Origin of the sequence: Nocardiopsis dassonvillei subsp. dassonvillei DSM 43111, from assembly GCF_000092985.1 — a bacterium.
GTDB lineage: Bacteria > Actinomycetota > Actinomycetes > Streptosporangiales > Streptosporangiaceae > Nocardiopsis > Nocardiopsis dassonvillei.
Map to the genome: position 1 here is coordinate 1,888,687 of NC_014210.1, position 23,798 is coordinate 1,912,484.

A 23,798-nucleotide genomic window follows, 5' to 3' on the forward strand; every position below is an offset into this window, starting at 1 on the left:
CATCCATGAGCGCTATGCCCGTCCGTGACCAGGCCGCCCCCTCCCGCCACGCCCTGAGCCCGCGCGGGGGGCGCCGCGACGTGTCCCGCGCCCGGTGGCGGCTCCGGGCGGTCCACGCCGACATGGTCGAGTTCGGCCCCGCCGGGGACCCCGAGCTGGCGCGCACGGCCGAGGAGCTGGACCTGCTCGAACTCGCGGACGCGGCCCGGCCCTGACCCCGGGGCGGTCGGCCGGGGAGCGGTCCGCCCGCTCCGGCCCCACCTGCTCCGGCGCGGCCCGCCTCAGCCCTGACCAGGGTGGGCGTGCGTCACCGGTGCGCATAACCACCGTCACACCCCCGGGTCGCGACGGCGTGTCAACCCCGAGAGTGACCACGGCGTCTCAGAGAGAGACGGCGTGTGCCGTCAGGCTCGCGTGAGGGCACGCGTTCACGGCAGGGGGCACGATGGAGGGCCGTAACGGCAACCTGGTGGAGAGCGGAGCGTACTGGCTCCTCTACGTCGTCTCGGTCAGCGGCGCGCTGCTGCACTGGCGTCTGGGCAACGAGGGGATGGCCGCTCTGTGCGCCGCCGTGGCGGTGTTCGGCGCCCTGCTCATCAGCAGGAGGCACCACAACCTCGCCGCGTGAGCCCCGGTCCCGGGACGTGCGCACCCTCCGCCGCCCGGGCTGCGCCCGGCTTGTCCCCGCCCCTTGCGGGGTGCTCATCACGCGCGGTGCCCACCCTCCCGCGCGCGTCCGGTCGTAGTACGGGAGACCACCGCCCACACGGCACGAGAGACCACCGCCCTCCGGTTCGGTGATCCCCCGTGTCCCGTCACCGGTCAGCTGTCCCGCCCTCGCCTGCGCGGCAGGGGTGGGACGTATCCCGCGCGGGTCTCGATCACCTGGGCCACCAAGAGGTCGAGCCTGTCCCGCTGGACGTACTTCCAGGTTCCGTGCTGGCCCTGCCATCCCCAGGTCCAGTCGTCCTTGAGCCCGATGGAGACGTTTCCCAGGTAGGCGGGGCCGATGAGGGCGCGGTCGACGTCCGCGCCCCACGTCCAGGGGAAGCGCCTCCATTCCAGGGTGAAGGCGAGTCCCCGCCGGGAGAGGAAGGCGTCGCGGGCCTCGGTGAAGGGGTCCCGCCGTGTGTTCGCGTCCGTTCGACGCTGCTCGATATCGTTCATGCCTCCAGCGTCCGACCGAAACCCCGTGTCCCACAGAAAGTGCTTTGTGTCCTCCTCGGGACTGGTTGTGAGTGAGACAACTTGCATAGCGTATGGGACATGGTGGATCACAGTTTCGGGTCATACCTCTCGGGTGAACGCAAACGCGCAGGTTATACGCTGCGCAAGCTCGCGACTCACGCGAAGGTTTCTTCGTCAACCCTTTCCCGCTGGGAAAATGACCATTATGTCCCAGCACGTGACGACGTTGCGAAGCTCGACAAGGCGCTGGAGATGCGCGGCGCGCTGGTCCGCAAGTGGGAGGGTTTCACCGCTCCGTCCGCGTTGCTCCCGTGGATGCAGGACGCGGGCATGCTCGAAGAAGCCGCCTCCTTGATCGAGTACGTCTCTCCCGTGCTGGTTCCCGGATTGCTGCAATCACCCGGATACGCGGAGATCGTCTTCCGGGAGGGCCAACCGTTGTCGTCCGCGACGGATATCCGACGATTGGTCGCGTTGCGGTGTTCTCGTCACGAAGTGCTTCGAGTGCGCAACGACCCCGGGGTGTCGGCTGTGTTCCCGGTGTCCGCGCTGGAATGCGTTACAGACGCGGTCCGTACCGAACAGGCTCAACACCTGCTGTCCCTGATTGACGGGGGCCGGGTGTCCGTCCACCTGGTACCCGAGGGTTCGGCGTTGATCGGGATCACCTCCCCCATGCTCATGGTGCGCCTCAGAGGGGGCGGAAAGGCCGCGAGCGCGGACCACCTGACCGGTAATGTCGTCTACGGCGAAACTGACGACTTCGAGCGGCTGTCGGAACTGGTCAAACGCGCGTTCGCGTTGGCGCTCCCCGCCCAACAGTCGCGAAAGGTACTGGAGGAACTACTTTGAGTGACTGGCACAAGTCCAGCTACAGCAACACGGGTGGTCAGTGTGTCGAGGTTCGGGAGACCCCCCAGGGCGCGGACGTTCGCGACACCGTCAACCGTGCAGCCGGGCACCTGACGTTCCCCGCGTCGGAGTGGGCCGCCCTGCTGCGCACCCAGACGCGCTAGAACTCGCTCCGGGCGAAGGCTCTGACCTGGCCCGGGACCAGCGCGGAACCCCCAACCCGAGGACGGGCGGGGGTTCCGTCCCCGTCCCGGCTTATTCCCACCTCTTCTGGGGTGATCATCACGCGCGGTGCCCACCCTCCCGCGCACGCCTCCCGCCCACCCGTCCGGATAGGCTGCGCGGTATGCGTTCATGGTCTGCGCCTGACATCGTCCCCCTGCCGGGTACCGGCGGTCCCCTTCGTGTCCACGACACCGCCACCGGCCGGATAAGGACGACGACGCCGGGCCCCCGGGCCGGGATGTACGCCTGCGGCATCACCCCCTACGACGCCGCCCACCTGGGCCACGCCTTCACCTACCTCACCTTCGACCTGGTCAACCGGGTCTGGCGCGACGCGGGCCACGACGTCAACTACGTGCAGAACACCACCGACATCGACGACCCGCTCCTGGAGCGCGCGGAGGCCACCGGCGTCGACTGGCGCGACCTCGCCCACCGCGAGATCGACGTCTTCCGCGAGGACATGGCCGCCCTGCGGATCATCCCCCCGACCTCCTACGTCGGCGTGGTGGAGTCCGTCGACCTCATCAGCGACCTCGCCGCCCGCATCCGCGACACCGGCGCCGCCTACGAGCTGGACGGGGACCTGTACTTCTCCGTCGCCGAGGCGCCCGAGTTCGGCGAGATCAGCAACCTGGACCGCGGGCAGATGCTGGAGCTGTTCGGAGAACGCGGCGGCGACCCCCAGCGCACCGGCAAGAAGGACCCGCTCGACTGGCTGCTCTGGCGTGCCGAGCGCCCCGGCGAGCCCGCCTGGGACAGCCCCCTGGGCCGCGGGCGCCCCGGCTGGCACATCGAGTGCAGCGCCATCGCCCTGGACCGGCTCGGCCCGGCCTTCGACCTCAACGGCGGCGGCAGCGACCTGATCTTCCCCCACCACGAGATGGGCGCGGCCGAGACCCGATGTGCCACGGGCGGACCCAACGCCCACAACCACCTGCACGTGGGCATGGTCGGCCTCGACGGCGAGAAGATGTCCAAGTCCCTGGGCAACCTGGTCTTCGTCTCCAAGCTGCGCCAGCAGGGCGTGGACCCGGCCGTCATCCGCCTGGCCATGCTCGCCCACCACTACCGCGCCCCGTGGGAGTGGACCGACGCCGAACTCCCCGCCGCCACCGCCCGCGCCGAGCGCTGGCGCTCCGCCCTCGCCCTGGGCGCGGCGCCCGACGCCGCCCCGGTGCTCGCCGCCGTGCGCGCGGCCCTGTCCGAGGACCTGGACTCCCCGGCGGCCCTGGCCGCGGTGGACGCCTGGGCCGACACCGCCCTCACCGAGGGCGGCGCCGACACCGGCGCGCCCGCCCTGGTGCGCGCGACCGTGGACACCCTGCTGGGCGTGCGCCTGTAACCTCGGGCCGCCTGACGCCACCGGACGCGACCGGCGACACCGAAGGCCTTCGATGCCGCCGGTCCGCCGCCCTAGGGAGCGGAGAGTCCGGGGTGGTGCTCACCGGCGGCCCCCGCGGGGGTCAACCGGACGACCGGGATGTCGTTCCCGATGTCCGCACCCCTCCGCTCGAACCACTCCTCGCTGTCGTCCACCTCGTAGCCCAGCGCGCGCAGCAGCGCCACGGCGGCGGCGGGGTGCCGCTCGGCGTAGCTCACCAGCGCCTCACCGGACTCCTGCGGCGACAGGACGGTGGCGGTGCCCCGGCGGCGCCGGTTGCCCAGCTGGAACAGCACCCGCGGCTCGTGCTCGACGTTGCGGAACCACTGCGACCGCCTTCCGTACCCGGAGGCCACCAGCACGGTTCCCGCGGCGTCGTCGCCGCCGATGACCTCCAGCACCGCCTGGCGGGCCTCTCCCGTGGTCCGCCCCCTGTGGGTGAGCAGTACGAACCGGCGGCCCATCAGTCCGCCCAACCCTGTCCGGTAGATCCAGATGGGGGCGCGGAACAGGGCCCGGCGCAGGGGTGTGGTGGGCGGCTGGGCGAACGACATGGTGTGGCCTTCCTTGGGGGGCGGCCCCGGAGTCGGGGGCCCGAGTATAGCCAGACCGTTCCCGGCGCTCCCCGGCGGCACACCCGCGGACCGTCGGTGGGCGCTGCCACAATCCGGGACATGCAGACAGGACCGGACGTACTCCACACCACCGACTGGACCCGCGCCTTCCACGCCTACGGCTCCGGCGCCGACACCCCCGGGCACCTCGCCAGCCTGCTCACCGGCGACGCGCGTGAGCGCGAGCGCGCGCTGGACCACCTCCACGGCGCGCTCCTGCACCAGGGCACGGTCTACCCCGCCACCGTCCCCGCCGCCCTGTTCGTCGCCGGGATCCTCGACCGCCCCGAACCCGACGACCCGGCCCGGGGCCCGCTCCCCGAGGCGTCGGACGCGGCCCCGGGTGCCCCGCGCCGCGTCCTGCTCGACTTCCTGGCCGCCGCGGCCGAGGGCGCGCTGCACCAGACGCCCCCCGGCCCCGTGCCCGAACCCCCCGCCGGGGCCGAGCTGGACCGGGTCTACGCCGCACTGGCCTCCGACGACGAGGACGAGGCGGTCGGGGTCTGGGAGACCCCCGCCGTGGACGCGCTCATGCGGAGGGTGGGCCCGGACATGCGCGCCGCCGCGCCCGTGCTGTACGCGGCGGTCGAACCCCACCTGACCGCCTCCGACGCGCACACGCGCATGTGCGCGGTGGAGGCCGCCTCCGCCCTGGCCCGGCTCGGCGGGCTGGAGCCCGACCTGTCCGGCGCGGCCGACATGGCCGAGACCCGCGACGAGGGCGCGGTGATCGTCCTGGCCCTGGGCGCCTGCGGCGCCGACACCACCGAGTTCCTCGCCCACGCCGACCCCGCCATCCGCGCCTGCGCCGCGCTGGCGCCCGGCCAGCGAGCCAACCCCGCGGCCACCGCGGAGCTGGCCGCCGCGCTCGCGGACCCGGAGGCGGCCGACGCCTGGTTCACCAGGCGTCCCGCCCACTTCACCGGCCACGTGCGTTTCGCCCTGGTCCGGGAACTCGCCGAGCGCTCCACCGCCGAGGACGCCGCGCGCCTGCTCCCGGTGCTGCGCGCGCTGGCCCCGCTGACCTCACCCCTCACCGCGGCGGCCGACGCCGGTCCGCTGCTGGACCTGGCCTTCCGCGCCGCCGACACGGGCCGCGGCGCGGCCGCCGACGCGGACGACGGCACCACCGCTGACGCGGGCGCCGAAACGGGTCCCGACGGGTCGGCGGCCCCGTCCGCCACGGGGCCCGCCGCGCCGCGCGACCCCGCGGAGCTGACCGCCGTCCAGCGCGACTACCTCCGGGTCCTGGCCGACCACGACGGCTTCTGGGACGGCCGGTTCGCCAACTTCCTGGTCGTGCTCGCCCGGCTGGGGCTGCCCCGCGAGCGCCGCGGGCTCCGCGCGCTGCTCGCGGCCTGAGCCGGGCGGGCGCGGAGCCCCACGGCGGGCGGACCGGCAAGCATCGCGACCGTTTCGTCCCCACACGTCTCGTTGGACACGTACACGATGACCACCTGTGGCCACGGGCTCGCGAAAACGCCGGTATCCGGGGGCCGGCCGTGGTGGGATAGCCCCCATGACGACCCCCACGCGGCACAGCGCGGCCGCCGAACTCATCGCGGACTTCGTCTCCACCGGTGCCGGACTCGCCGACCGGGCCGACCTCGCGCGGTTCCTGCGCGAGCACCGCCTGGCCACCGAGGGAGCCATCCCCATCACCCTCGCCGACCTCGACGAGGCCATCGCCCTGCGCGACGGCATCCGGGCGGTCCTGGAGCGGCGGGCCGAACCCGACCACGAGGCCATCGCCCGGGGCCAGAAGGTCCTGGACGGCCTCCGCGTCACCGTGCGCCTCCAGGCCTCACGCGAGGCCCCCGTGCCGCTGACCCCGGCGGTCGTGGACGAGGTCCGCCGCGGGCTGGCCCGCATCGCCGGGGCCTGGGCCGTGGTGCTGTCCACGGGGGAGTGGCGCCACATGCGGCTCTGAGGGGACCGCGGCACACGCGGGGACCCGGCCCCGGGCCGGAGGGGTCCGCGCGGGCCCGCCCGCGGCGCGGGAGTCCCCGTTCCGCGCCGCTTTCCGCCGGCCGCGGCGGCCCCGCCGGGGCCGCCGCCGGGGTCTCAGCCCTCGTCGTGGCGGCGCAGGTAGCGCTCGAAGTCCCGGGCGATGGCGTCACCGGAGGCCTCCGGCAGGTCGGCGGTGTCCTTGGCCTCCTCCAGGCCGCGCACGTACGCCGCGATGTCCTCGTCCTCGGCGGTGAGCTCGTTGACGTTGGACTCCCACGCCACCGCGTCCTCGGGCAGGTCGCCCAGCGGCACCCGCGCGCCCAGGAAGTCCTCCACCCACGCCAGCAGCGCCAGGGAGGCCTTCGGGCACGGCGGCTGGGCGACGTAGTGGGGGATGGCCGCCCACAGCGACGCGGTCTCGATCCCCACCGCGCTGAACGCCTCGTGCACCACGCCCACGATCCCGGTCGGGCCCGAGTAGGTGGTCGCCTCCAGCCCCAGCGCCGAGCCCAGCTCCACGGGCGAGGCCATCCCGGTCACCGGGATCGGCCGGGTGTGCGGGGCGTCCGCCAGCAGCGAACCCAGCATCACCATCCGCGTGACGCCCAGCTCCCGAGCCACGGCCAGCAGGTCGGCGGCGTAGGAGCGCCACCGCATGTTCGGCTCGGGGCCCGTCACCAGCACCACGTCGCGCTCCGACCCCGGCGGCGTCGCCACGCGGACCCGGGTCGTGGGCCACTCGACCTCGCCCACCACGCCGTCCACGATCGACATGCGCGGCCGGGTCACCTGGAAGTCGTAGTAGTCGTCCGGTGCCAGCGCGCACAGCTCGTAGGCGTCCCACTCCCTCGACAGGTGCTCCACGGCCAGGCTGGCCGCCTCACCGGCGTCGTTCCATCCCTCGAACGCCGCCACCATCACGGGATCGACAAGCTCCCGGACGAGCTTGGTCATGTGGCTCCTCCCTGCACGCGAACGGAGTCCACCCTACGTGGTGCCGACCCGCCCGGGGAACCGTTCGGGGGCGCTCGTCCGAGGGGCTCAGGCCGCCACGACGCGGGACACCTGTCTCACCTACTGGAACAGCCGATGGGATAACCTCACAGACAGCGACTGACAAGGACACCGCCGTCCCCGGACGACCGACCCGCCCCGCACCGCGGGTCCGCCCAGTGCCACGCGTCACGGGGACACCAACTGGGCCGCCGCGGTGCTCCGACGTAGAGTTGCCAGATATGAGAGCCAGCCCCACCTTCCGCGAAACGCTGTCCCGCCGTGTGGTCGTGGCGGACGGAGCGATGGGCACCATGCTCCAGGCGCACGATCTCGACCTCGACCAGTTCGAGGGGCACGAGGGATGCAACGACATCCTCAACCTCACCCGTCCCGACATCGTCCGCGACACCCATGCCGCCTTTCTTGCCGTGGGTTCGGACGCCATCGAGACGAACACCTTCTCGGCCAACCTCGGCGGGCTCGCCGAGTACGGCATCGAGGACCGCACCTACGAGATCGCCCACGCCGGAGCGCAGGTGGCCCGCGAGGCCGCCGACGCCTACTCCACCCCCGACCAGCCCCGCTACGTCCTCGGGTCCGTGGGCCCGGGAAACCGGCTGCCCACCCTGGGCCACGCGCCCTACACCCAGCTGCGCGACTACTACGAGCAGTGCGCGCGCGGCCTGATCGACGGCGGATCCGACGCCATCCTCATCGAGACCTGCCAGGACCTGCTCCAGGTCAAGGCCGCCGTGGTGGCCGCCCAGCGCGCCCGCCGCGCCGCGGGCAGGGACGTGCCGATCATCGCCCAGGTGAGCATCGAGACCAACGGCACCATGCTGCTCGGCTCCGAGATCGGCGCCGCGCTGACCTCCCTGGAGCCGCTGGGCGTCGACGTCATCGGCCTCAACTGCTCCACCGGCCCCGCCGAGATGAGCGAGCACCTGCGCTACCTGTCGCACCACTCGCCCATCCCCATCTCCTGCATGCCCAACGCGGGCCTGCCCCAGCTCGGCCCCGACGGCGCCTTCTACGACCTCTCGCCCGCCGAGCTGGCCGACGCCCACGACTCCTTCACCTCCGAGTTCGGACTGAGCCTGGCCGGCGGCTGCTGCGGCACCACCCCCGAGCACCTGCGCCACGTGGTGGAGCGCGTCCAGGGGCGCGGCATCAAGAACCGCAAGCCCCTGGTGGAGGCGGCCTCCTCCTCCCTGTACCAGAGTGTGCCCTTCCGCCAGGACGCCAGCTACCTGGCCGTGGGTGAGCGCACCAACGCCAACGGCTCCAAGAAGTTCCGCGAGGCCATGCTGGAGGGCCGCTGGGACGACTGCGTGGAGATCGCGCGGGACCAGATCCGCGACGGCGCCCACCTGCTCGACCTCAACATCGACTACGTGGGCCGCGACGGGGTCAGCGACATGCGCGAGCTGGCCTCGCGCCTGGCCACCTCCTCCACGCTGCCGATCATGCTCGACTCCACCGAGCCGCCCGTCCTGGAGGCGGGCCTGGAGGCCCTCGGCGGCAGGAGCGTGGTCAACTCCGTCAACTACGAGGACGGCGACGGCCCCGACTCCCGCTTCACCCGCATCATGGGGCTGGTCAAGGAGCACGGCGCCGCCGTCGTGGGCCTGTGCATCGACGAGGAGGGCCAGGCCCGCACCGCCGAGTGGAAGGTGCGCGTCGCCACCCGCCTCATCGAGCAGATCACCGGTGAGTGGGGGCTCAACACCAGCGACATCATGATCGACTGCCTCACCTTCCCCATCACCACGGGGCAGGAGGAGACCCGCCGGGACGGCCTGGAGACGATCAACGCCATCCGCGAGCTCAAGCGGCTCTACCCGGACGTGCAGACCACCCTGGGACTGTCCAACCTGTCCTTCGGCCTCAACCCGGCCGCCCGCATCGTGCTGAACTCGGTGTTCCTGCACGAGGCGGTCCAGGCCGGGCTGGACTCGGCGATCGTGCACGCCTCCAAGATCGTGCCGATCAACCAGATCCCCGAGGAGCAGCGCGAGGTCGCCCTCGACATGGTCTACGACCGGCGCGAGGGCGACTACGACCCCCTCTCGCGGTTCATGGAGATGTTCGAGGGCGTGGACGCCAAGTCCATGAAGGCATCCCGCGCCGAGGAGCTGGCCGCCCTGCCGCTGTGGGAGCGCCTGGAGCGGCGCATCATCGACGGCGAGATGACCGGGATCGAGGCCGACCTCGACGAGGCGCTGGAGTCCAAGCCCGCCCTGGCCATCGTCAACGACACCCTGCTCTCGGGCATGAAGACCGTCGGCGAGCTGTTCGGCTCCGGCCAGATGCAGCTGCCCTTCGTCCTCAAGTCCGCCGAGGTCATGAAGGGCGCCGTCGCCTACCTCGAACCCCACATGGAGAAGAGCGACGACGACGGCAAGGGCCGCATCGTCCTGGCCACCGTCAAGGGCGACGTCCACGACATCGGCAAGAACCTCGTGGACATCATCCTGTCCAACAACGGCTACGACGTGGTCAACATCGGCATCAAGCAGCCGGTGTCGGCGATCCTGGAGGCCGCCGAGGAGCAGCGCGCCGACGTGATCGGCATGTCCGGCCTGCTGGTCAAGTCCACGGTCATCATGAAGGAGAACCTGGAGGAGATGAACTCCAGGGGCCTGTCCGAGCGCTTTCCGGTCCTGCTGGGCGGCGCCGCGCTCACCCGCTCCTACGTGGAGCAGGACCTGGCCGAGGTCTTCGACGGCCACGTGCGCTACGCCAAGGACGCCTTCGAGGGCCTGCGCCTGATGGACGCGTTCATGGCGGTCAAGCGCGGTGACGAGGGCGCCGAGCTGCCCGCCCTGCGCCAGCGCCGGGTCAAGACGGGGGCCAAGCTCAAGGTGAGCGAGCCCGAGGAGGTGCCCGCCCGCAGCGACGTGTCGACCACCAACCGGGTGCCCAAGCCGCCCTTCCTGGGGGACCGGATCAGCAAGGGCATCCCGCTGGCCGACTACGCCGCCTTCCTCGACGAGCGCGCCACCTTCATGGGCCAGTGGGGGCTCAAGGCCGCCCGCGGCGGCGAGGGCCCCAGCTACGAGGAGCTGGTGGAGACCGAGGGCCGCCCCCGGATGCGGATGTGGCTGGACCGCATCCAGACCGACGGCCTGCTGGAGGCGGCCGTGGTGCACGGCCACTTCCCCTGCTACAGCGAGGGCGACGACCTGGTGGTGCTGGACGAGGAGGGCGCCGAGCGCACCCGCTTCACCTTCCCGCGCCAGCGCCGGGACCGCCACCTGTGCCTGTCCGACTTCTTCCGGCCCAAGGAGTCGGGGGAGCTGGACGTGGTGTCCTTCCAGGTGGTGACCGTGGGCTCGGCGATCAGCCGCGCCACCGCCGAGCTGTTCGCCAAGAACGCCTACCGCGACTACCTGGAACTGCACGGGCTGTCGGTGCAGCTGACCGAGGCCCTGGCCGAGTACTGGCACACCCGGGTGCGTGCGGAGCTGGGCTTCGCGGGCGAGGACCCGGCCGAGCTGGACGCGTTCTTCAAGCTCGGCTACCGGGGGGCCCGCTTCTCCCTGGGCTACGGGGCCTGCCCCGACCTGGAGGACCGCGCCAAGATCATGCGCCTGCTGGAGCCCGAGCGGGTGGGCGTGACCCTGTCGGAGGAGTTCCAGCTGGTGCCCGAGCAGGCGACCGACGCGATCGTCGTCCACCACCCGGAGGCGACCTACTTCAACGTCTGACCGGCTCGTCCGAGGCGGACCGCCCGGCGCGGCCCCGTCCCCCGACCGGGGCGCCGGGCCGCGCGCGTGTGCGGGAGGCGCGCGGTCCGCCGCGCACGCCCCCGGGGCCGTGCGCGTGCGGGAGTGTGGGGCAGCTCTCCACCCGCAGGCGTCCGAGTGTTCGTAGTGTGGAAAGGACGCCGACAGGTCCTCTTCACGGCGCGGGCGCCCCGCGTCCCGCACGATGATGACGCACAGCCCGGGTGTCCCGTGGGCCAGCGGGCAACCCATGACACACGAGGGGAGAGCGTGGCGCCGCCCGGTCCGGAAGGCGCCACCGAACCTATGAGCGAACAGAGCACGCTGAGTCCCGAAGCCTCCGACACCCAGGCCCCCCAGGCCGGACGCCTCCAGGCCGTACTCCTGGACATGGACGGCACCCTCATCGAGAGCGAGCACCTGTGGGGTGAGGCCGAGGCCGACCTGGTCGCCGAACTGGGCGGCGTGTGGACCGAGGAGGACCACCAGCGCAACGTCGGCAACGCCGCCGAGCCCGTGGGCCGCTACATCATCGACCTGACCGGCGCGCACCACCTCACCCCGCGCGAGGTCGCCGACCGCCTCTACGAGAGGTTCCGCGCCAGACTCGCCGAGGGCGCCGACCTGCGCCCGGGTGCCAAGGAGCTGGTCACCCTGCTGTCGGAGTCCGGGGTCCCGGTGGTCCTGGTGACCTCCACCGAGAGGACGCTGGTGCAGGCGGCGATCGGCGGGATCGGCCTGGACAACTTCGACGACTCGGTGGCCGGGGACGAGGTCGAGGCGAACAAGCCCCACCCCGACCCGTACCTGAGGGCCGCCCGGCGGCTCGGCGTGGACCCCGCGCGCTGCGTGGCCTTCGAGGACTCGGTGGTCGGCGTGACCTCGGCGGCCGACGCCGGGTGCGTCACGGTCGCGGTGCCCAACCACGTGCACATCCCGCCGCGCGAGGGCGTGGTGTTCCGCGACAGCCTGGTGGGCGTGGACCTGGACTGGCTGGAGTCCCTGGTCGCCGACCGCTGAACCCGGGTCCGCCCGTCCCCCGGCCTCGCGGCTCTCCCCGCCCCCACCAGCCCCGACGCCCTCTTCCGTGCCCCGGCCGCCCGTCCGGGGTACGGGAGTAGCGTGGGCGTACAGGGGCCTCGCCTCCGGGGCCTGACCTAGGGCATGTCCGGCGGACACATACCCTGCTGCGCGACGGGCGGCATCCACCGAACACGCCCTAGGGGATCGACCGGATGTGCGCTCCGGCGCCGGATGGGAGACTGGGCCCATGCCTGAGAACTTGACGTGGATGACCGGTCTGGTCCTGGGAGGCGGACTCACCCTCGCGGGACTGGTGATCTCCTTCTTCGTGTGGCGCGCCAAGGGTGCCGCCTCGGGTCTGCGCGGCGTGGCGTGGTCGCTGCTGCCGCTGGCCGCCGGTCTGATCGGGCTGATGAACGCCGTCTGGCAGTTCGCCATGAACATCTTCGGCATCCTGGTCGGCCTGCTGTTCAACCCGGCGGTGTGGGCCGGTGTGGCCCTGGCGGGCCTGGCGGTGGTGCTCTACGTCGTCTCGGGCGTCATGCGCGCCCGTGACGTGGGCACCCGCCCCGGCAGGGCCAAGGAGCCCAAGGCCACCGGCGGGGCGGGCGGCGCGGCCGAGCCCGGCGCCGCCAAGCCCGGTGCGGCCCCCGCGGCCCCGGGCGCCAAGGGGAAGGTGGGGCCGGCCCCCAACAAGGCCGGGGCCGCCGACGACCTCTCCGACCTGGGCGACATCGAGGAACTGCTGCGCAAGCGCGGCATCGAGTGACCACCGCGGGCCCGGCCCGCGCACCCCTGCGACGACGGTTCCGCACGCGCGGGGCCGTCGTCCTCGCGTGCGCCGCGACCGTCACCGTACGTGTCCGTGGCGGTGCCCTGGCACGCTCGTGACCGTCGCCCTACGCACTCGGATGGACACGCTGAGACGTATAGCACTTGCCATAGCGTCCCTCTCGGGGGGTCGAACCGGTGCATATTCGGACGTATCGTGGGCGCGGCGGTGGAGGACGTCGCCGCAGCTCGCGGCCGGTCGTCGGATGAATGCGAACTCTGTAGCCTTTTGTTGTTATATAGGCTTTTTAACGTTGTTTGTCACGATTTAGATACATGATCGGATATTGGACGCTATGCGTTCAGATCGCGAGTAAGTTGGTCGCTGTGTAACAGCCCGGGCGCAACGGTCCCGGTGTGTCCAACTCCTCAGGTGATGTGGCGCACTCCCGCGGACCGGGTCTGCGGAGGCGGGTCATCCGCCCTCCCCGCCGACACGCAAGCCCACGCCAGCCAGCGTCGAGAACCGGCCGGCCCCACCGCGCGCGAACCGCAGGTCACCCCTCCTTGCGGCCGTACGCGTGGGTTCTGTCCCGTTCCCCTCGGCCAGAAGCGTATGAGTGGAGAGTGGTGGCCTGATGAGCGCGCCCTCGCATGCCCCCGATTCGGCGGAGCAGGCGGAGCAGAACGACGCCGTGAACGTCGCTGCGCAGGCCCACGGGGTCCGCGGAGACTCCGACAACCGGTCCCTGCGCCAGATCGCCTGGCAGCGGCTGCGCAAGGACAAGGTCGCGATGGTCTCCGGCGTGGTCGTGGTCCTGCTCATCCTCGCCGCGATCCTCGCGCCCCTCCTGGCCAAGTGGTTCGGGCATCCGCCCACCCAGTTCCACCAGGACCTGATCGAGCCCGGCACCGGCCTGCCGGCCAACGACCCGGCCAACCCGAGCCCGTTCGACACCGACCCCTGGGGCGGTATCAGCGCCGACCACCTGCTCGGCGTGGAGCCGGTGACCGGACGCGACCTGTTCAGCCGCATCCTCTACGGCGCCCAGATCTCCCTGCTGGTGGCCTTCCTGTCCACGCTGCTGTGCGTGTTCATCGGCACTGTCCTGGGCATCGTCGCCGGGTACAAGGGCGGCTGGGTCGACACCCTCATCAGCCGGGCCATGGACATCTTCCTGGCCTTCCCGCTGATGCTCTTCGCCATCGCGCTCGTGGGCGTCATCCCCGACGGCGTCCTGGGCCTGAGCGGCAACGGCCTGCGCATCGGCGTCATCGTCTTCATCATCGGCTTCTTCAACTGGCCCTACATCGCGCGCATCGTCCGGGGGCAGACGCTCTCGCTGCGCGAGCGGGAGTTCGTGGAGGCCGCCAGGAGCCTGGGCGCCAGCAACCGGCACATCCTCTTCCGGGAGATCCTGCCCAACCTGGTCACGCCGATCATCGTCTACTCGACCCTGCTCGTCCCCACGAACATCCTGTTCGAGGCGGCCCTGAGCTTCCTGGGCGTCGGTATCAACCCGCCCACGCCGAGCTGGGGCAAGATGCTCTCCGACGCGGTGCCGCTGTACGAGAAGGCGCCCTACTTCGTGGTCTTCCCGGGTCTGGCCATCTTCATCACCGTCCTGGCGTTCAACCTGTTCGGCGACGGGCTGCGCGACGCCTTCGACCCCAAGACCTCCGACTGACCCACGGTCGGTGGAGGCTGACCCGCCCGGCCTCCGCAAGGCAGGGATCCGACGACAGGTTGATCCCATCATCACCATCAGGTTCGCATGAGAGGCAGTTCCTTGAGGAAACGCACCCTCGGCTTCGTCGCGCTCGGCGCGGCGGCTTCCATCCTCCTTTCGGCGTGCGGGGGCGGTGGCTCCAACGGCGGAGACTCCGCGTCCGACGCCGCCTTCGACCAGGGCTCGACCGAGGTCGTCAACGCGTCCGACCAGACCGGCGGCACCCTGCGCTACGCCATCTCCTCGGACTTCGACTCCACCGACCCGGGCGACACCTACTACGGGTTCAGCTGGAACTTCACCCGCTACTACGCCCGTACGCTGCTGGCCTTCACCCCGGCGCCGGCCCAGGAGTCCACCGAGCTGACCACGGACATGGCCGCTGGCATGCCCGAGCCCAACGAGGACTTCACCGAGTGGACCATCAAGATCCAGGAGGGCCTCAAGTACGAGGACGGCTCCGAGATCACGGCGCAGGACATCAAGTACGCCATCGCGCGCTCGAACTACAACGGCGGTGAGCTGCCCAACGGTCCGCGCTACTTCGAGGCGCACCTGGACCAGGAGCCCTTCAACGTCTACGAGGTCGACGACCCGCTGGAGACCTTCACCGCGGTCGAGACCCCGGACGACTACACCCTGGTCTTCCACCTCAAGGACCCCTTCTCCGAGTTCCCCTACGTGCTGACCCAGCCGCAGACCGCCCCGGTGCCCGTGGAGGCCGACCGCGGCGCGCTGTACAAGGAGAAGGTCCTCTCCTCGGGCCCGTACAAGTTCGAGGGCAACTACGAGCCCGGCGTCCAGCTCAACCTGGTCCGCAACGAGCACTGGGACGCCGAGACCGACCCGATCCGCCCGGCCCTGCCGGATGAGGTCACCGTCCAGATCGGCATCGACCAGGACGAGATCGACCAGCGCCTGGTCAACGGCGACCTCGACGTCGACCTGTCCGGCGTCGGCGTCGGCCCGGCGATGAAGAGCAGCCTGCTCACCGACGAGGACGCCCAGGCCAACCTGGACAACCCGTACTCGGGCGCCCTGCGCTACGTCAACATCCACACCCCGGTCATCGAGGACGTGGCCTGCCGCCAGGCGATCATGTACGCGGCCGACCGGGACAGCCTGCACCGCGCCTGGGGCGGCGAGACCGGCGGCGACATCGCCACCAACCTGCTCCCGCCGACCATCCAGGGCTCGAACCCGGAGTCGGACCTGTACCCCTCCGACGACGACAAGGGCGACCTGGCCGCCGCCGAGGCCAAGCTGGAGGAGTGCGGCGAGGCCGAGGGCTTCAGCACCACCATCGCGGTCCGCGACGGCCGTCCCAACGACATCGCCACCGCGGAGTCCCTCCAGGAGTCCCTCAAGCGCGTGGGCATCGAGGTCGACATCCAGACCTTCCCGGCCGAGGACTTCTTCGCCCAGTACGCGGGCTCGCAGGACTACGTCCGTGAGAACAACATCGGCCTGAGCGTCTCCGGCTGGATCCCCGACTGGGCCACCGGCTACGGCTTCGCCTCCAAGATCACCGACGGCGACGCCATCCAGGCCACGGGCAACTACAACACCTCCGAGCTCGACGACCCGGAGATCAACGCCCTGTGGGACGAGGCGCTGGCCACCGAGGACCCGGACGAGCGCGCCAGCATCTACGAGCAGATCGACACCCTGGTCATGGAGCAGGCGGCCATCCTGCCGGTCGTCTTCGACCGCGCGCTGTTCTACCGCTCGGACGAGCTGACCAACGTCTACTACACGTCCTCGTACGCGATGTACGACTTCATGGCCCTGGGCGTGGACCGGGGTTAGTGCTCCGACCGGCCTGAACTAGTACGAGAAGGCAGGTGATGGCGGCGGGGGTGCCACGGCCCCGTGGGTACCCCCGCCGCCGACCGCGATGCTGAACTATATTCTCCGCCGCCTGGGTGCGGGACTGCTGCTGCTCGCCGTCGTCACGGCGGTGACCTTCTGGATCTTCTACGTCCTGCCCCGTTGGGCCGGCGTGACCCCGCGCGGTATGGCCGCGATGTACGTGGGCAAGGCCCCCACCCCCGAGGCGCTCGACGCCACGGTGGCGCGCCTGGGCCTTGACCAGCCCATCGCCGTGCAGTTCATGGACTTCGTCAAGGGTCTGGTCCTCGGCTCCGAGTACACCTTCGGCCGGGAGACGGTGGAGTGCGCGGCGCCCTGCCTGGGTTACTCCTTCACCACCAACAGCCCCGTGCTGCCCCAGTTGCTCGACCGCCTGCCGGTCACCGCCTCGCTGGCCCTGGGCGCGGCCGTCATCTGGATCATCGGCGGCGTGGCCGTCGGCGTCCTCTCGGCGGTCAAGAAGGGCAGCATCTTCGACCGCATCGCCATGAGCGCCGCCCTGGTGGGCGTGTCCATGCCGATCTACTTCACCGGTCTGCTCGCCCTGGCCTTCCTCGTGCACAAGTGGGAGCTGTTCCCGGTCTCGCGCTACGTCCCCCTCACCGAGGACCCGGTCGGCTGGTTCCAGGTGATGTTCCTGCCCTGGGTCACCCTGGCCTTCCTGCACGCGGCGCAGTACGCGCGCCAGACGCGCGCGGGCATGCTGGAGGTCCTGGGCGAGGACTACATCCGCACCGCCCGCGCCAAGGGGCTGAGCGAGCGCCGCGTGATCTTCAAGCACGCGCTGCGCCCGACGCTGACGCCCATCGTGACCATCTTCGGCCTGGACGTCGGCCTGGTCCTGGGCGGCGCGATCCTGACGGAGAAGGTCTTCTCCCTGAACGGCATCGGCGCCTACGCCATCGACGCGATCATCGGCAAGGACCTGCCCGTGGTGCTCGGTGTGACCCTGATGGGCGCTGTCTTCATCGTCGTCTGCAACCTGATCGTCGACCTGCTCTACCCGGTCGTCGACCCGCGCGTGCGCATCGCCGCCTGACGACCGACAGCGTTGAACAGAGCAGCTCTAACGAAGGAAAGTGACATGGCCTCGACCGACCCCGTCGTCCGCGTGGACGACCTGCGGGTGACGTTCCCGACCATGGACGGCGACGTCCACGCGGTGAAAGGGCTGTCCTTCGAGGTGCCCGCGGGCGGTGCCCTGGGCATCGTGGGCGAGTCGGGCTCGGGCAAGAGCGTGACCTCGCTGGCCCTCATGGGCCTGCACCGGGGCAGCAAGGCGAAGATCACCGGCTCCATCGAGGTCGCGGGCCAGGACGTGGTCAGCGCCTCGGACAAGAGGCTGCGGCGGATGCGCGGCAACGACATCGCCATGGTCTTCCAGGACCCCATGCAGTCGCTGCACCCGCAGTACACGATCGGCAACCAGCTGATCGAGGCCTACCGCATCCACCGGCCCAAGGCCACCAAGGCCGAGGCGCACGCCCGCGCGGTGGAGTCGCTGGAGCGGGTGGGCATCCCCGAGCCCGCCAAGCGGATCAACTCCTACCCGCACGAGTTCTCCGGTGGCATGCGCCAGCGCGTGGTCATCGCCATGGGGCTGATGTGCGAGCCCAAGGTGCTGCTGGCCGACGAGCCCACCACCGCCCTGGACGTGACGGTGCAGGCCCAGGTCCTGGACCTGCTGGACGAGCTGCGCCGCGACCTGGGCATGGGCCTGATCCTGGTCTCGCACGACCTGGCGGTGGTGGCGGGTTCGGTGGACGAGGTCGTGGTCATGCGCCACGGCGTCGCGGTCGAGCGCGGCGACGTGCGCAAGGTCCTCTCCGAGCCCGAGCACCCCTACACCCAGGGGCTCCTGGCCGCCGTGCCGCGCGTGGAGGTCTCCCGCGCCCAGCGGCGGGCCCAGGACCGGGCCGACCGGGTCGAGCGCGACAAGCGCGAGGGCAGGGTCACCGAGCCGGGCCAGTTCGCGGCCTTCACCCCCTCCGCCGGCGGCGAGGGCTCCTCCGAGGAGACCCCGCTCCTGCGGGTGGAGGACGTGGCGCAGCGGTTCAAGGTGCGCGGCGGCACCTGGGGCAAGGCCACGGACTTCTGGGCGGTCAAGGGGGTCTCCTTCGACCTGCACCGCGGCGAGACCCTGGGCATCGTGGGCGAGTCGGGGTCGGGCAAGTCCACGCTCTCGCGGATGGTGATGCGTCTGCTGGAGCCCACGCGGGGCCGGGTGGAGTTCGAGGGCCGCGACATCACCCACATGCCCGAGCGGGCCTTGCGTCCGCTGCGCCGGGACGTGCAGATGGTCTTCCAGAACCCCTACTCCTCGCTCAACCCGCGGGTGACCGTGGGCGACGCGATCGGGACCGCGTTGCGGGTGCAGGGGGAGAGGGACGGCAAGAAGGTGCGCCGTCAGGTGCAGGAGCTGTTGGAGCGGGTGGGGCTGGAGCCGGGCCACTACAACCGGTTCCCGCACGCGTTCTCGGGTGGTCAGCGTCAGCGGATCGCGATCGCGCGGGCGTTGATCCTCAAGCCGAAGCTGATCATCTGCGACGAGCCGGTGTCGGCGCTGGACGTGTCCACGCAGGACCAGGTGCTGCGGTTGCTGTCGGAGTTGCAGGACGACTTCGGGTTGACCTATATCTTCGTGGCCCATGATCTGGCGGTGGTGCGTCAGGTGAGTGACCGGGTCGCGGTGATGCGTGCGGGTGAGGTGGTGGAGATGGGTGACAGCGACGCGGTGTACGAGAACCCCGCCAGCGACTACACCCGCCAGTTGCTGACGGCCGCTCCGGTCCTGGACCCCGACGAGGCCCGCCGTCTGCGCGCCGGGCGCGTGGAGAAGCGCGCCGAGGGCAAGGCCGTCGCCTGACGCTCCTCACGGGCTCAACGGTCCTGACGGACCGGTAGCCGACCGGCAGAACGACCCAGCGCCGGTGCCGCCGCGGAACCCCGCGGCGGCACCGGCGTTTCGCGTGTCCGGGACGGGGGGCGCCGATGACAGTGCCGGGCCGCGCGTTGGCCCGCCGGGCCGCGCGCCGAGCCGGGTGCTGGACCCGTCGCGGCGGGCGCGCCCGTGCGCGGCGGGGGACCGCCAGTACGGGCGTCCGGTCCGCGGCGGTTCCGGCGGCTGAACGCCGTCGGGCGGGGGTCGTCCACAGGGGAGAGATGACCCGGCCGAATCGGGAATGAAAACGGTTATCATTGACTTGTAACGCGTGGGAACCCTGAGGAGGCATCCATGGCACGCAACGAGATCCGGCCGATCATCAAGCTCAAGTCCACCGCGGGGACGGGCTTCACCTACGTCACCCGCAAGAACCGGCGCAACACGCCCGACCGGCTCACCCTGAAGAAGTACGACCCGCGCGTGCGCCGCCACGTCGAGTTCCGCGAGGAGCGCTGAGCCGGGCCGCGCCCCGGCCGCCCGTTCCCGGAAAGGCCGGGCCCCGGCTGACCGGCGCCCCGACCGGCGGCGGTGCCGCCGACCCCGACGGGCGCCGCCCCGTCGCGCGCCGCCGAGCAGGCGGACCGCCGCGCCCAACGACCACCCCAAGGGGGCACACATGAAGCAGGGAATCCACCCCGACTACCACCCGGTCGTCTTCCGCGACCGCGCGGCCGACTTCTCCTTCCTCACCAGGTCCACCGCCACCAGCGACAAGACCATCGAGTGGAGCGACGGCCGCACCTACCCGCTGATCGACGTCGAGATCTCCAGTGCCAGCCACCCCTTCTACACGGGCAACGCCCGCGTGGTGGACACGGCGGGCCGCGTGGAGCGCTTCCAGCGCCGCTACCAGCGCAAGGGCTGACCGACACGAGCGCGAGGCGGGGCCCGTCGCCCCGCCCCCGACCACCCGAGAAGAAGGCAGAGGTCCCATGGCCGTACCCAAGCGCAGGATGTCGCGGTCCAACACCCGCACGCGCCGTTCCCAGTGGAAGGCCGCCACCCCCGACCTGGTGCGCGTCCACATCCGCGGCCGCGAGTACCTCGTGCCGCGCAACCTCGTCCGCGCCTACGAGCGCGGACTGCTCGCGCCGCCCGAGTAGCCGGACCCGGCACGGCCCGCCGGCCCCCGGTCCGGCCGCGACACCGGGCCCGGGCACCGCGGACGCCGCCGCGCGTCCGCCCGCACCGCCGCGCGCCGGGACCCCCTCCCGCCCGGCGCGCGGCGGTGCGGGCACCGCAGGCGAGCAGCCGGGCGGGGCGGCCGAGCGCCGTAGGGTGGTGGGCATGCCAGCCCGAACGCCCCCTACCGCGCCCGGCGGCGACGCCCCGGGGCTGCGCGCCGACGCGCTGCACAACCGCCACCGCATCGTCGAGGCGGCCCGCGCGGCCTTCGCCGAACGCGGGATCGACGTGCCGATGTCGGCCATCGCCCGCCGCGCCGGAGTGGGGGTCGCCACCCTCTACCGCCGCTTCCCCACCCGCGAGGCCCTGGTCACCGAGGTGTTCGCCGACCAGCTGACGGCCTGCGCCTCCCTGGTGGACGACGGCCTCGCCGACCCGGACCCCTGGCGGGGCTTCTGCTCGGTGGTCGAGCGGGTGTGCGCGATGCAGGCCGCCGACCGGGGCTTCACCGGCGCGTTCCTCACCACCTTCCCCGGCGCGGTCCCCTTCGAGGAGAAGCGCGAGCGCGCCGAACGCGGCCTCACCGAACTCATCCGCCGGGCCAAGGCGGCCGGGCGGCTGCGCCCCGACTTCGCGCTCGCCGACCTCACGCTGGTGTTCCTGGCCAACTGCGGGGCCGCCTCCGGCCCGCCGGAGGCGGCCGCCGCCTCCTCCCGCCGCCTGGTGGCCTACCTCCTCCAGTCCTTCGAGAACACGGAACGGCGCCGCCCCCTGCCAGCCGCCCCCGAGATCGGGCTGGACCAGATCCCCGACCTCTCCACGGGCTGAGCGCGGACGCTCCCGCGAAACGCACCGCCCCTGGCCCCCGGCCCCCTCGGATTCGGGCAGTCTTAAGGGTGTGACAACGCGAACCGACGAGATCCCCCCGCCGGACCCACGGACACCGAGAGCCCCGCGCAGGCCCGTCGACCTCCTCACGGGAACGGTCGGCCTGATCGTGGTGGCGGCGATCATGATCGCCGTCCGCGTGGTCACCGACGGTGTGGAGGGGACCGATCCCGACCGGCTCCGCGCGCTGCTGCCCTCCGGCCTGCTCCTGCTCGTCGCCGCGGGCGCCAACCTCCTGCTGATCGTCCTGGTCAGCTACGTCGTCCTGCGCACGCTGTTCACCGGGCGGCTGCGCTCCCTGGTCCGGCCGGTCGCCGCCGGAATCGCCGCCTACACACTCGCCTCGCTGATCAACGCCACCCTCTTCGCGCTGATCGGCCCGGAGCGGTTCCCCGACGCGCTCGCCCCCGACGACGTGTTCACCAGCGCCACCCTCGGCTACGTGGCCGCCGTCCTGGCCTTCATCCGCACCATGCCCACCGGGCTGCCGCGGGTCCGCTCGATCCTGTGGGCGGGCAACACCACCGTCGCGGTCTGCGCCCTGCTGGCCGGGGTCACCAGCCTCCTCGCCCTCGTCCTGACCGTCCTGGTCGGCCTCACCTGCGCCGCCCTGGTCCGGTACGCGCTGGGGGAGAGGCCGCCGCCGCAGACCGACAACGGACTGGACGCCGAGCTGCGCCGGTTCGGGCTGGCCGCCACCGGCGTCTCCCGCGCGGACGACGACGAGGAGGGCAACCCCCGCCACCTGGCCGAACTCGACGACGGCCGCCGGGTGGAACTGGTCGTGCTCAGCTCCGAGAACACCGCCGGGTTCTGGCGGCGCCTGCGCGACCTGCTGTTCCTGCGCGGTCCCGTGGCGCCCCGGATGCTCTACGGCGTGCGCCGCCGCGCCGAGCACGCCGCTCTGATGAGCTTCTCCGCCCGGCAGGCGGGGGCCGCCGTCCCCCGGGTCCTGGCCGTCGGCGAACTCGGGCCCGGCACCGTCCTGCTGGTCCGCGAGCTGCCCGCCTTCCGCGCGCTGGACGCGCTCGACGACGAGGAGCTCACCGACGAGCTGATCGACCTGTGCTGGCGCGAACTCGGACTGCTGCACCGCCACCGGCTCGTCCACGGCAACGTCAACGGCGCCACCGTCGGTGTCCTGGACCAGCCCTGCGACCCTGCCAGCGCCTCCGTCCCCGAGGGCGCATCAGAACCGGCAGACGCCGCCACCTCGGCAGGCACCTCCGAAACCGCGGTCCCGCCGGTCCCGGCGGCCTCTCGTGAAGCGGCGGTCCTGCTCACCGGCCTGGACCGCGGCGGCGTGGCCGCCCCCCAGCTCCAGGTCTGGCTGGACCAGGCCGCCATGCTCACCCTGCTGGCCATGCGGGTGGGGTCCGGGCGCGCCGTGGACTCGGCGGTGCGCGCGCTGGGCGTGACCGCCACGGCCGCGGTCCTGCCCTTCCTGCAACCCGCAGGCCTGCCCTACGCGCTGCGCAGGGGGCTGCGCGGGGACCGCGGGCTCCTGGCCAGGCTGCGCGAGCGCGTGGTGCGCATCGCCCCGGAGGCGCCCTCCGAACCCGCCCGCCTGGAGCGCATGCGTCCGCGCACCGTGGTCAGCGTCATCGTCGCCACCGTCGTCGGCCTGGTGCTGCTGTACCAGCTCACCGGCGTGGACTTCACCGCCATCGGCCGGGCCGACCCGGTGTGGACGCTGGCCGCGCTCGCCGCGTCGGTGGTGTGCACGCTCTCCGCCGCGATGATCCTCATCGGCTTCGTGCCCGTGCCGCTGCCGTGGTGGCGCACCGTCATGGTCCAGTACGCGGGGTCGTTCGTGCGCATCGCCGCCCCCGCCGGGCTGGGGTCGCTCGCGATCAACACCCGGTTCGTCACCAGGGAGGGGGTCTCGACCTCCCTGGCCCTGTCCGCGGTGGGCCTCACCCAGCTGGTCGGGTTCCTGGTGCACGTGCCGCTGCTGCTGGTGTGCGCCTACCTCACCGGCACCTCGTACTGGACCGGGTTCACGCCCTCCCCGACCGTCGTCGTGATCAGTGTCGCCGGAACGGCCGTGGTGGGGGTGGTCCTGCTGCTGCCCCGGCTGCGGCACGCCCTCGGCGCCCGGATCCGGCCCTACCTGCGCGGGGTGCTGCCGCGGCTGCTGGACATGCTCCAGAGCCCGTCCAGCCTGCTGCTCGGCTTCGGCGGAACGCTGCTGATCACCGCGGCGTTCGTGCTGTGCCTGCAGTTCTCGGTCCTGGCCTTCGCCGACCCGGGCGCCCAGGTGAGCCTGGTGGCGGTCGCGGTGGTGTTCCTGGCGGGCAACGCCATCGGCTCGGCCGCGCCCACGCCCGGCGGCCTGGGTGCGGTGGAGGCCGCCCTGATCGGCGGCCTGACCACCGTGGCGGGCGTCCCCGCCGCCGTCGCGCTGCCCGCGGTGCTGCTGTTCCGGCTGCTGACCTTCTGGCTGCCGGTCCTGCCGGGCTGGGGGGCCTTCTCCTACCTCCAGCGCCGCGAGGCCATCTGAGCGGG

Annotated in this window: 22 protein-coding genes; 19 read left to right on the forward strand and 3 right to left on the reverse strand. The window is 72.0% G+C overall.

The features are described 5' to 3' along the window. Positions 1–5 precede the first annotated feature (5 nt). Together NDAS_RS07650 and NDAS_RS07655 are read left to right on the forward strand one after the other, a co-directional pair. Positions 6–215, forward strand: coding sequence for a hypothetical protein (locus tag NDAS_RS07650; RefSeq protein WP_013152575.1), 210 nt, complete (start codon positions 6–8; stop codon positions 213–215). A 230-nt stretch (positions 216–445) separates the two neighbouring features. After that, on the forward strand, positions 446–628 hold the full coding sequence (locus NDAS_RS07655; protein ID WP_013152576.1) for a hypothetical protein: 183 nt from the start codon (positions 446–448) through the stop codon (positions 626–628). 194 nt (positions 629–822) lie between these two features. Here NDAS_RS07655 and NDAS_RS07660 read toward each other — a convergent pair whose 3' ends face one another. Further along, positions 823–1,167, reverse strand: coding sequence for a hypothetical protein (locus tag NDAS_RS07660; RefSeq protein ID WP_013152577.1), 345 nt, complete (start codon positions 1,165–1,167; stop codon positions 823–825). A 99-nt stretch (positions 1,168–1,266) separates the two neighbouring features. Here NDAS_RS07660 and NDAS_RS07665 point away from each other — a divergent pair, with 99 nt between their 5' ends. The 3 genes from NDAS_RS07665 (at position 1,267) to mshC (ending at position 3,610) form a co-directional block, all read left to right on the forward strand. After that, positions 1,267–2,040: a helix-turn-helix domain-containing protein gene (locus NDAS_RS07665; protein WP_013152578.1), complete on the forward strand. Its 774-nt coding sequence runs from the start codon at positions 1,267–1,269 to the stop codon at positions 2,038–2,040. Continuing rightward, entirely contained in the window at positions 2,037–2,204 is a 168-nt protein-coding gene (locus NDAS_RS27875; RefSeq protein WP_013152579.1) for a DUF397 domain-containing protein, read from the forward strand. Before NDAS_RS07665 ends, NDAS_RS27875 begins: the two co-directional genes overlap by 4 nt. A gap of 182 nt (positions 2,205–2,386) precedes the next feature. Continuing rightward, complete coding sequence (mshC, locus tag NDAS_RS07670) at positions 2,387–3,610, forward strand: cysteine--1-D-myo-inosityl 2-amino-2-deoxy-alpha-D-glucopyranoside ligase (RefSeq protein ID WP_013152580.1); 1,224 nt, start codon at positions 2,387–2,389, stop codon at positions 3,608–3,610. A gap of 71 nt (positions 3,611–3,681) precedes the next feature. On the opposite strand, the gene NDAS_RS07675 is transcribed toward mshC, so the two are convergent. Continuing rightward, positions 3,682–4,203 (reverse strand): nitroreductase family deazaflavin-dependent oxidoreductase, encoded by a 522-nt coding sequence (locus NDAS_RS07675; RefSeq protein ID WP_013152581.1) that lies wholly within the window; start codon positions 4,201–4,203, stop codon positions 3,682–3,684. Between the two features lie 120 nt (positions 4,204–4,323). Here NDAS_RS07675 and NDAS_RS07680 point away from each other — a divergent pair, with 120 nt between their 5' ends. Both NDAS_RS07680 and NDAS_RS07685 read left to right on the forward strand, forming a co-directional pair. Continuing rightward, entirely contained in the window at positions 4,324–5,625 is a 1,302-nt protein-coding gene (locus NDAS_RS07680) for a hypothetical protein (protein WP_041552541.1), read from the forward strand. Positions 5,626–5,782: 157 nt separating this feature from the next. After that, a complete protein-coding gene (locus NDAS_RS07685; protein ID WP_013152583.1) occupies positions 5,783–6,193 on the forward strand; it encodes an ABATE domain-containing protein in 411 nt (136 codons plus the stop codon). A gap of 134 nt (positions 6,194–6,327) precedes the next feature. Here NDAS_RS07685 and NDAS_RS07690 read toward each other — a convergent pair whose 3' ends face one another. Next, complete coding sequence (locus NDAS_RS07690) at positions 6,328–7,167, reverse strand: PAC2 family protein (RefSeq protein WP_013152584.1); 840 nt, start codon at positions 7,165–7,167, stop codon at positions 6,328–6,330. 281 nt (positions 7,168–7,448) lie between these two features. Here NDAS_RS07690 and metH point away from each other — a divergent pair, with 281 nt between their 5' ends. From metH to NDAS_RS07750, 12 genes are all read left to right on the forward strand, one after another. Next, positions 7,449–10,919 carry a methionine synthase gene (gene metH, locus NDAS_RS07695; RefSeq protein ID WP_013152585.1) on the forward strand — a complete coding sequence of 1,157 codons (3,471 nt, stop codon included), beginning with the start codon at positions 7,449–7,451 and terminating at the stop codon, positions 10,917–10,919. 324 nt (positions 10,920–11,243) lie between these two features. After that, on the forward strand, positions 11,244–11,957 hold the full coding sequence (locus NDAS_RS07700; RefSeq protein ID WP_041552543.1) for an HAD family hydrolase: 714 nt from the start codon (positions 11,244–11,246) through the stop codon (positions 11,955–11,957). A 250-nt stretch (positions 11,958–12,207) separates the two neighbouring features. Then, complete coding sequence (locus NDAS_RS07705; RefSeq protein WP_013152587.1) at positions 12,208–12,729, forward strand: hypothetical protein; 522 nt, start codon at positions 12,208–12,210, stop codon at positions 12,727–12,729. A gap of 640 nt (positions 12,730–13,369) precedes the next feature. After that, positions 13,370–14,419: an ABC transporter permease gene (locus NDAS_RS07710; protein WP_013152588.1), complete on the forward strand. Its 1,050-nt coding sequence runs from the start codon at positions 13,370–13,372 to the stop codon at positions 14,417–14,419. Positions 14,420–14,521: 102 nt separating this feature from the next. After that, a complete protein-coding gene (locus tag NDAS_RS07715) occupies positions 14,522–16,270 on the forward strand; it encodes an ABC transporter substrate-binding protein (RefSeq protein ID WP_041552548.1) in 1,749 nt (582 codons plus the stop codon). A gap of 88 nt (positions 16,271–16,358) precedes the next feature. Continuing rightward, positions 16,359–17,372: an ABC transporter permease gene (locus NDAS_RS07720; RefSeq protein ID WP_013152590.1), complete on the forward strand. Its 1,014-nt coding sequence runs from the start codon at positions 16,359–16,361 to the stop codon at positions 17,370–17,372. Positions 17,373–17,417: 45 nt separating this feature from the next. Beyond that, entirely contained in the window at positions 17,418–19,199 is a 1,782-nt protein-coding gene (locus NDAS_RS07725; RefSeq protein ID WP_013152591.1) for an ABC transporter ATP-binding protein, read from the forward strand. A 369-nt stretch (positions 19,200–19,568) separates the two neighbouring features. Then, on the forward strand, positions 19,569–19,733 hold the full coding sequence (gene rpmG, locus NDAS_RS07730) for a 50S ribosomal protein L33 (RefSeq protein WP_013152592.1): 165 nt from the start codon (positions 19,569–19,571) through the stop codon (positions 19,731–19,733). A 160-nt stretch (positions 19,734–19,893) separates the two neighbouring features. Continuing rightward, positions 19,894–20,142 carry a type B 50S ribosomal protein L31 gene (locus tag NDAS_RS07735; RefSeq protein WP_013152593.1) on the forward strand — a complete coding sequence of 83 codons (249 nt, stop codon included), beginning with the start codon at positions 19,894–19,896 and terminating at the stop codon, positions 20,140–20,142. A 67-nt stretch (positions 20,143–20,209) separates the two neighbouring features. After that, positions 20,210–20,380 (forward strand): 50S ribosomal protein L32, encoded by a 171-nt coding sequence (gene rpmF / locus NDAS_RS07740; RefSeq protein WP_013152594.1) that lies wholly within the window; start codon positions 20,210–20,212, stop codon positions 20,378–20,380. Positions 20,381–20,564: 184 nt separating this feature from the next. Beyond that, on the forward strand, positions 20,565–21,230 hold the full coding sequence (locus tag NDAS_RS07745) for a TetR/AcrR family transcriptional regulator (protein ID WP_013152595.1): 666 nt from the start codon (positions 20,565–20,567) through the stop codon (positions 21,228–21,230). A 184-nt stretch (positions 21,231–21,414) separates the two neighbouring features. Continuing rightward, positions 21,415–23,793, forward strand: a complete 2,379-nt coding sequence (locus NDAS_RS07750; RefSeq protein ID WP_013152596.1) for a lysylphosphatidylglycerol synthase transmembrane domain-containing protein — start codon at positions 21,415–21,417, stop codon at positions 23,791–23,793. Positions 23,794–23,798: the final 5 nt, after the last annotated feature.

What these genes read in the sequence shown, in the direction of transcription:
- NDAS_RS07650 (WP_013152575.1), top strand. Translation starts at nt 6, where the DNA reads ATGAGCGCTATGCCCGTCCGTGACCAGGCCGCCCCCTCCCGCCACGCC.
- NDAS_RS07655 (WP_013152576.1), top strand. Translation starts at nt 446, where the DNA reads ATGGAGGGCCGTAACGGCAACCTGGTGGAGAGCGGAGCGTACTGGCTC.
- NDAS_RS07660 (WP_013152577.1), bottom strand. Translation starts at nt 1,167, where the DNA reads ATGAACGATATCGAGCAGCGTCGAACGGACGCGAACACACGGCGGGAC.
- NDAS_RS07665 (WP_013152578.1), top strand. Translation starts at nt 1,267, where the DNA reads ATGGTGGATCACAGTTTCGGGTCATACCTCTCGGGTGAACGCAAACGC.
- mshC (WP_013152580.1), top strand. Translation starts at nt 2,387, where the DNA reads ATGCGTTCATGGTCTGCGCCTGACATCGTCCCCCTGCCGGGTACCGGC.
- NDAS_RS07675 (WP_013152581.1), bottom strand. Translation starts at nt 4,203, where the DNA reads ATGTCGTTCGCCCAGCCGCCCACCACACCCCTGCGCCGGGCCCTGTTC.
- NDAS_RS07680 (WP_041552541.1), top strand. Translation starts at nt 4,324, where the DNA reads ATGCAGACAGGACCGGACGTACTCCACACCACCGACTGGACCCGCGCC.
- NDAS_RS07685 (WP_013152583.1), top strand. Translation starts at nt 5,783, where the DNA reads ATGACGACCCCCACGCGGCACAGCGCGGCCGCCGAACTCATCGCGGAC.
- NDAS_RS07690 (WP_013152584.1), bottom strand. Translation starts at nt 7,167, where the DNA reads ATGACCAAGCTCGTCCGGGAGCTTGTCGATCCCGTGATGGTGGCGGCG.
- metH (WP_013152585.1), top strand. Translation starts at nt 7,449, where the DNA reads ATGAGAGCCAGCCCCACCTTCCGCGAAACGCTGTCCCGCCGTGTGGTC.
- NDAS_RS07700 (WP_041552543.1), top strand. Translation starts at nt 11,244, where the DNA reads ATGAGCGAACAGAGCACGCTGAGTCCCGAAGCCTCCGACACCCAGGCC.
- NDAS_RS07705 (WP_013152587.1), top strand. Translation starts at nt 12,208, where the DNA reads ATGCCTGAGAACTTGACGTGGATGACCGGTCTGGTCCTGGGAGGCGGA.
- NDAS_RS07710 (WP_013152588.1), top strand. Translation starts at nt 13,370, where the DNA reads ATGAGCGCGCCCTCGCATGCCCCCGATTCGGCGGAGCAGGCGGAGCAG.
- NDAS_RS07720 (WP_013152590.1), top strand. Translation starts at nt 16,359, where the DNA reads ATGCTGAACTATATTCTCCGCCGCCTGGGTGCGGGACTGCTGCTGCTC.
- NDAS_RS07725 (WP_013152591.1), top strand. Translation starts at nt 17,418, where the DNA reads ATGGCCTCGACCGACCCCGTCGTCCGCGTGGACGACCTGCGGGTGACG.
- rpmG (WP_013152592.1), top strand. Translation starts at nt 19,569, where the DNA reads ATGGCACGCAACGAGATCCGGCCGATCATCAAGCTCAAGTCCACCGCG.
- NDAS_RS07735 (WP_013152593.1), top strand. Translation starts at nt 19,894, where the DNA reads ATGAAGCAGGGAATCCACCCCGACTACCACCCGGTCGTCTTCCGCGAC.
- rpmF (WP_013152594.1), top strand. Translation starts at nt 20,210, where the DNA reads ATGGCCGTACCCAAGCGCAGGATGTCGCGGTCCAACACCCGCACGCGC.
- NDAS_RS07745 (WP_013152595.1), top strand. Translation starts at nt 20,565, where the DNA reads ATGCCAGCCCGAACGCCCCCTACCGCGCCCGGCGGCGACGCCCCGGGG.
- NDAS_RS07750 (WP_013152596.1), top strand. Translation starts at nt 21,415, where the DNA reads ATGATCGCCGTCCGCGTGGTCACCGACGGTGTGGAGGGGACCGATCCC.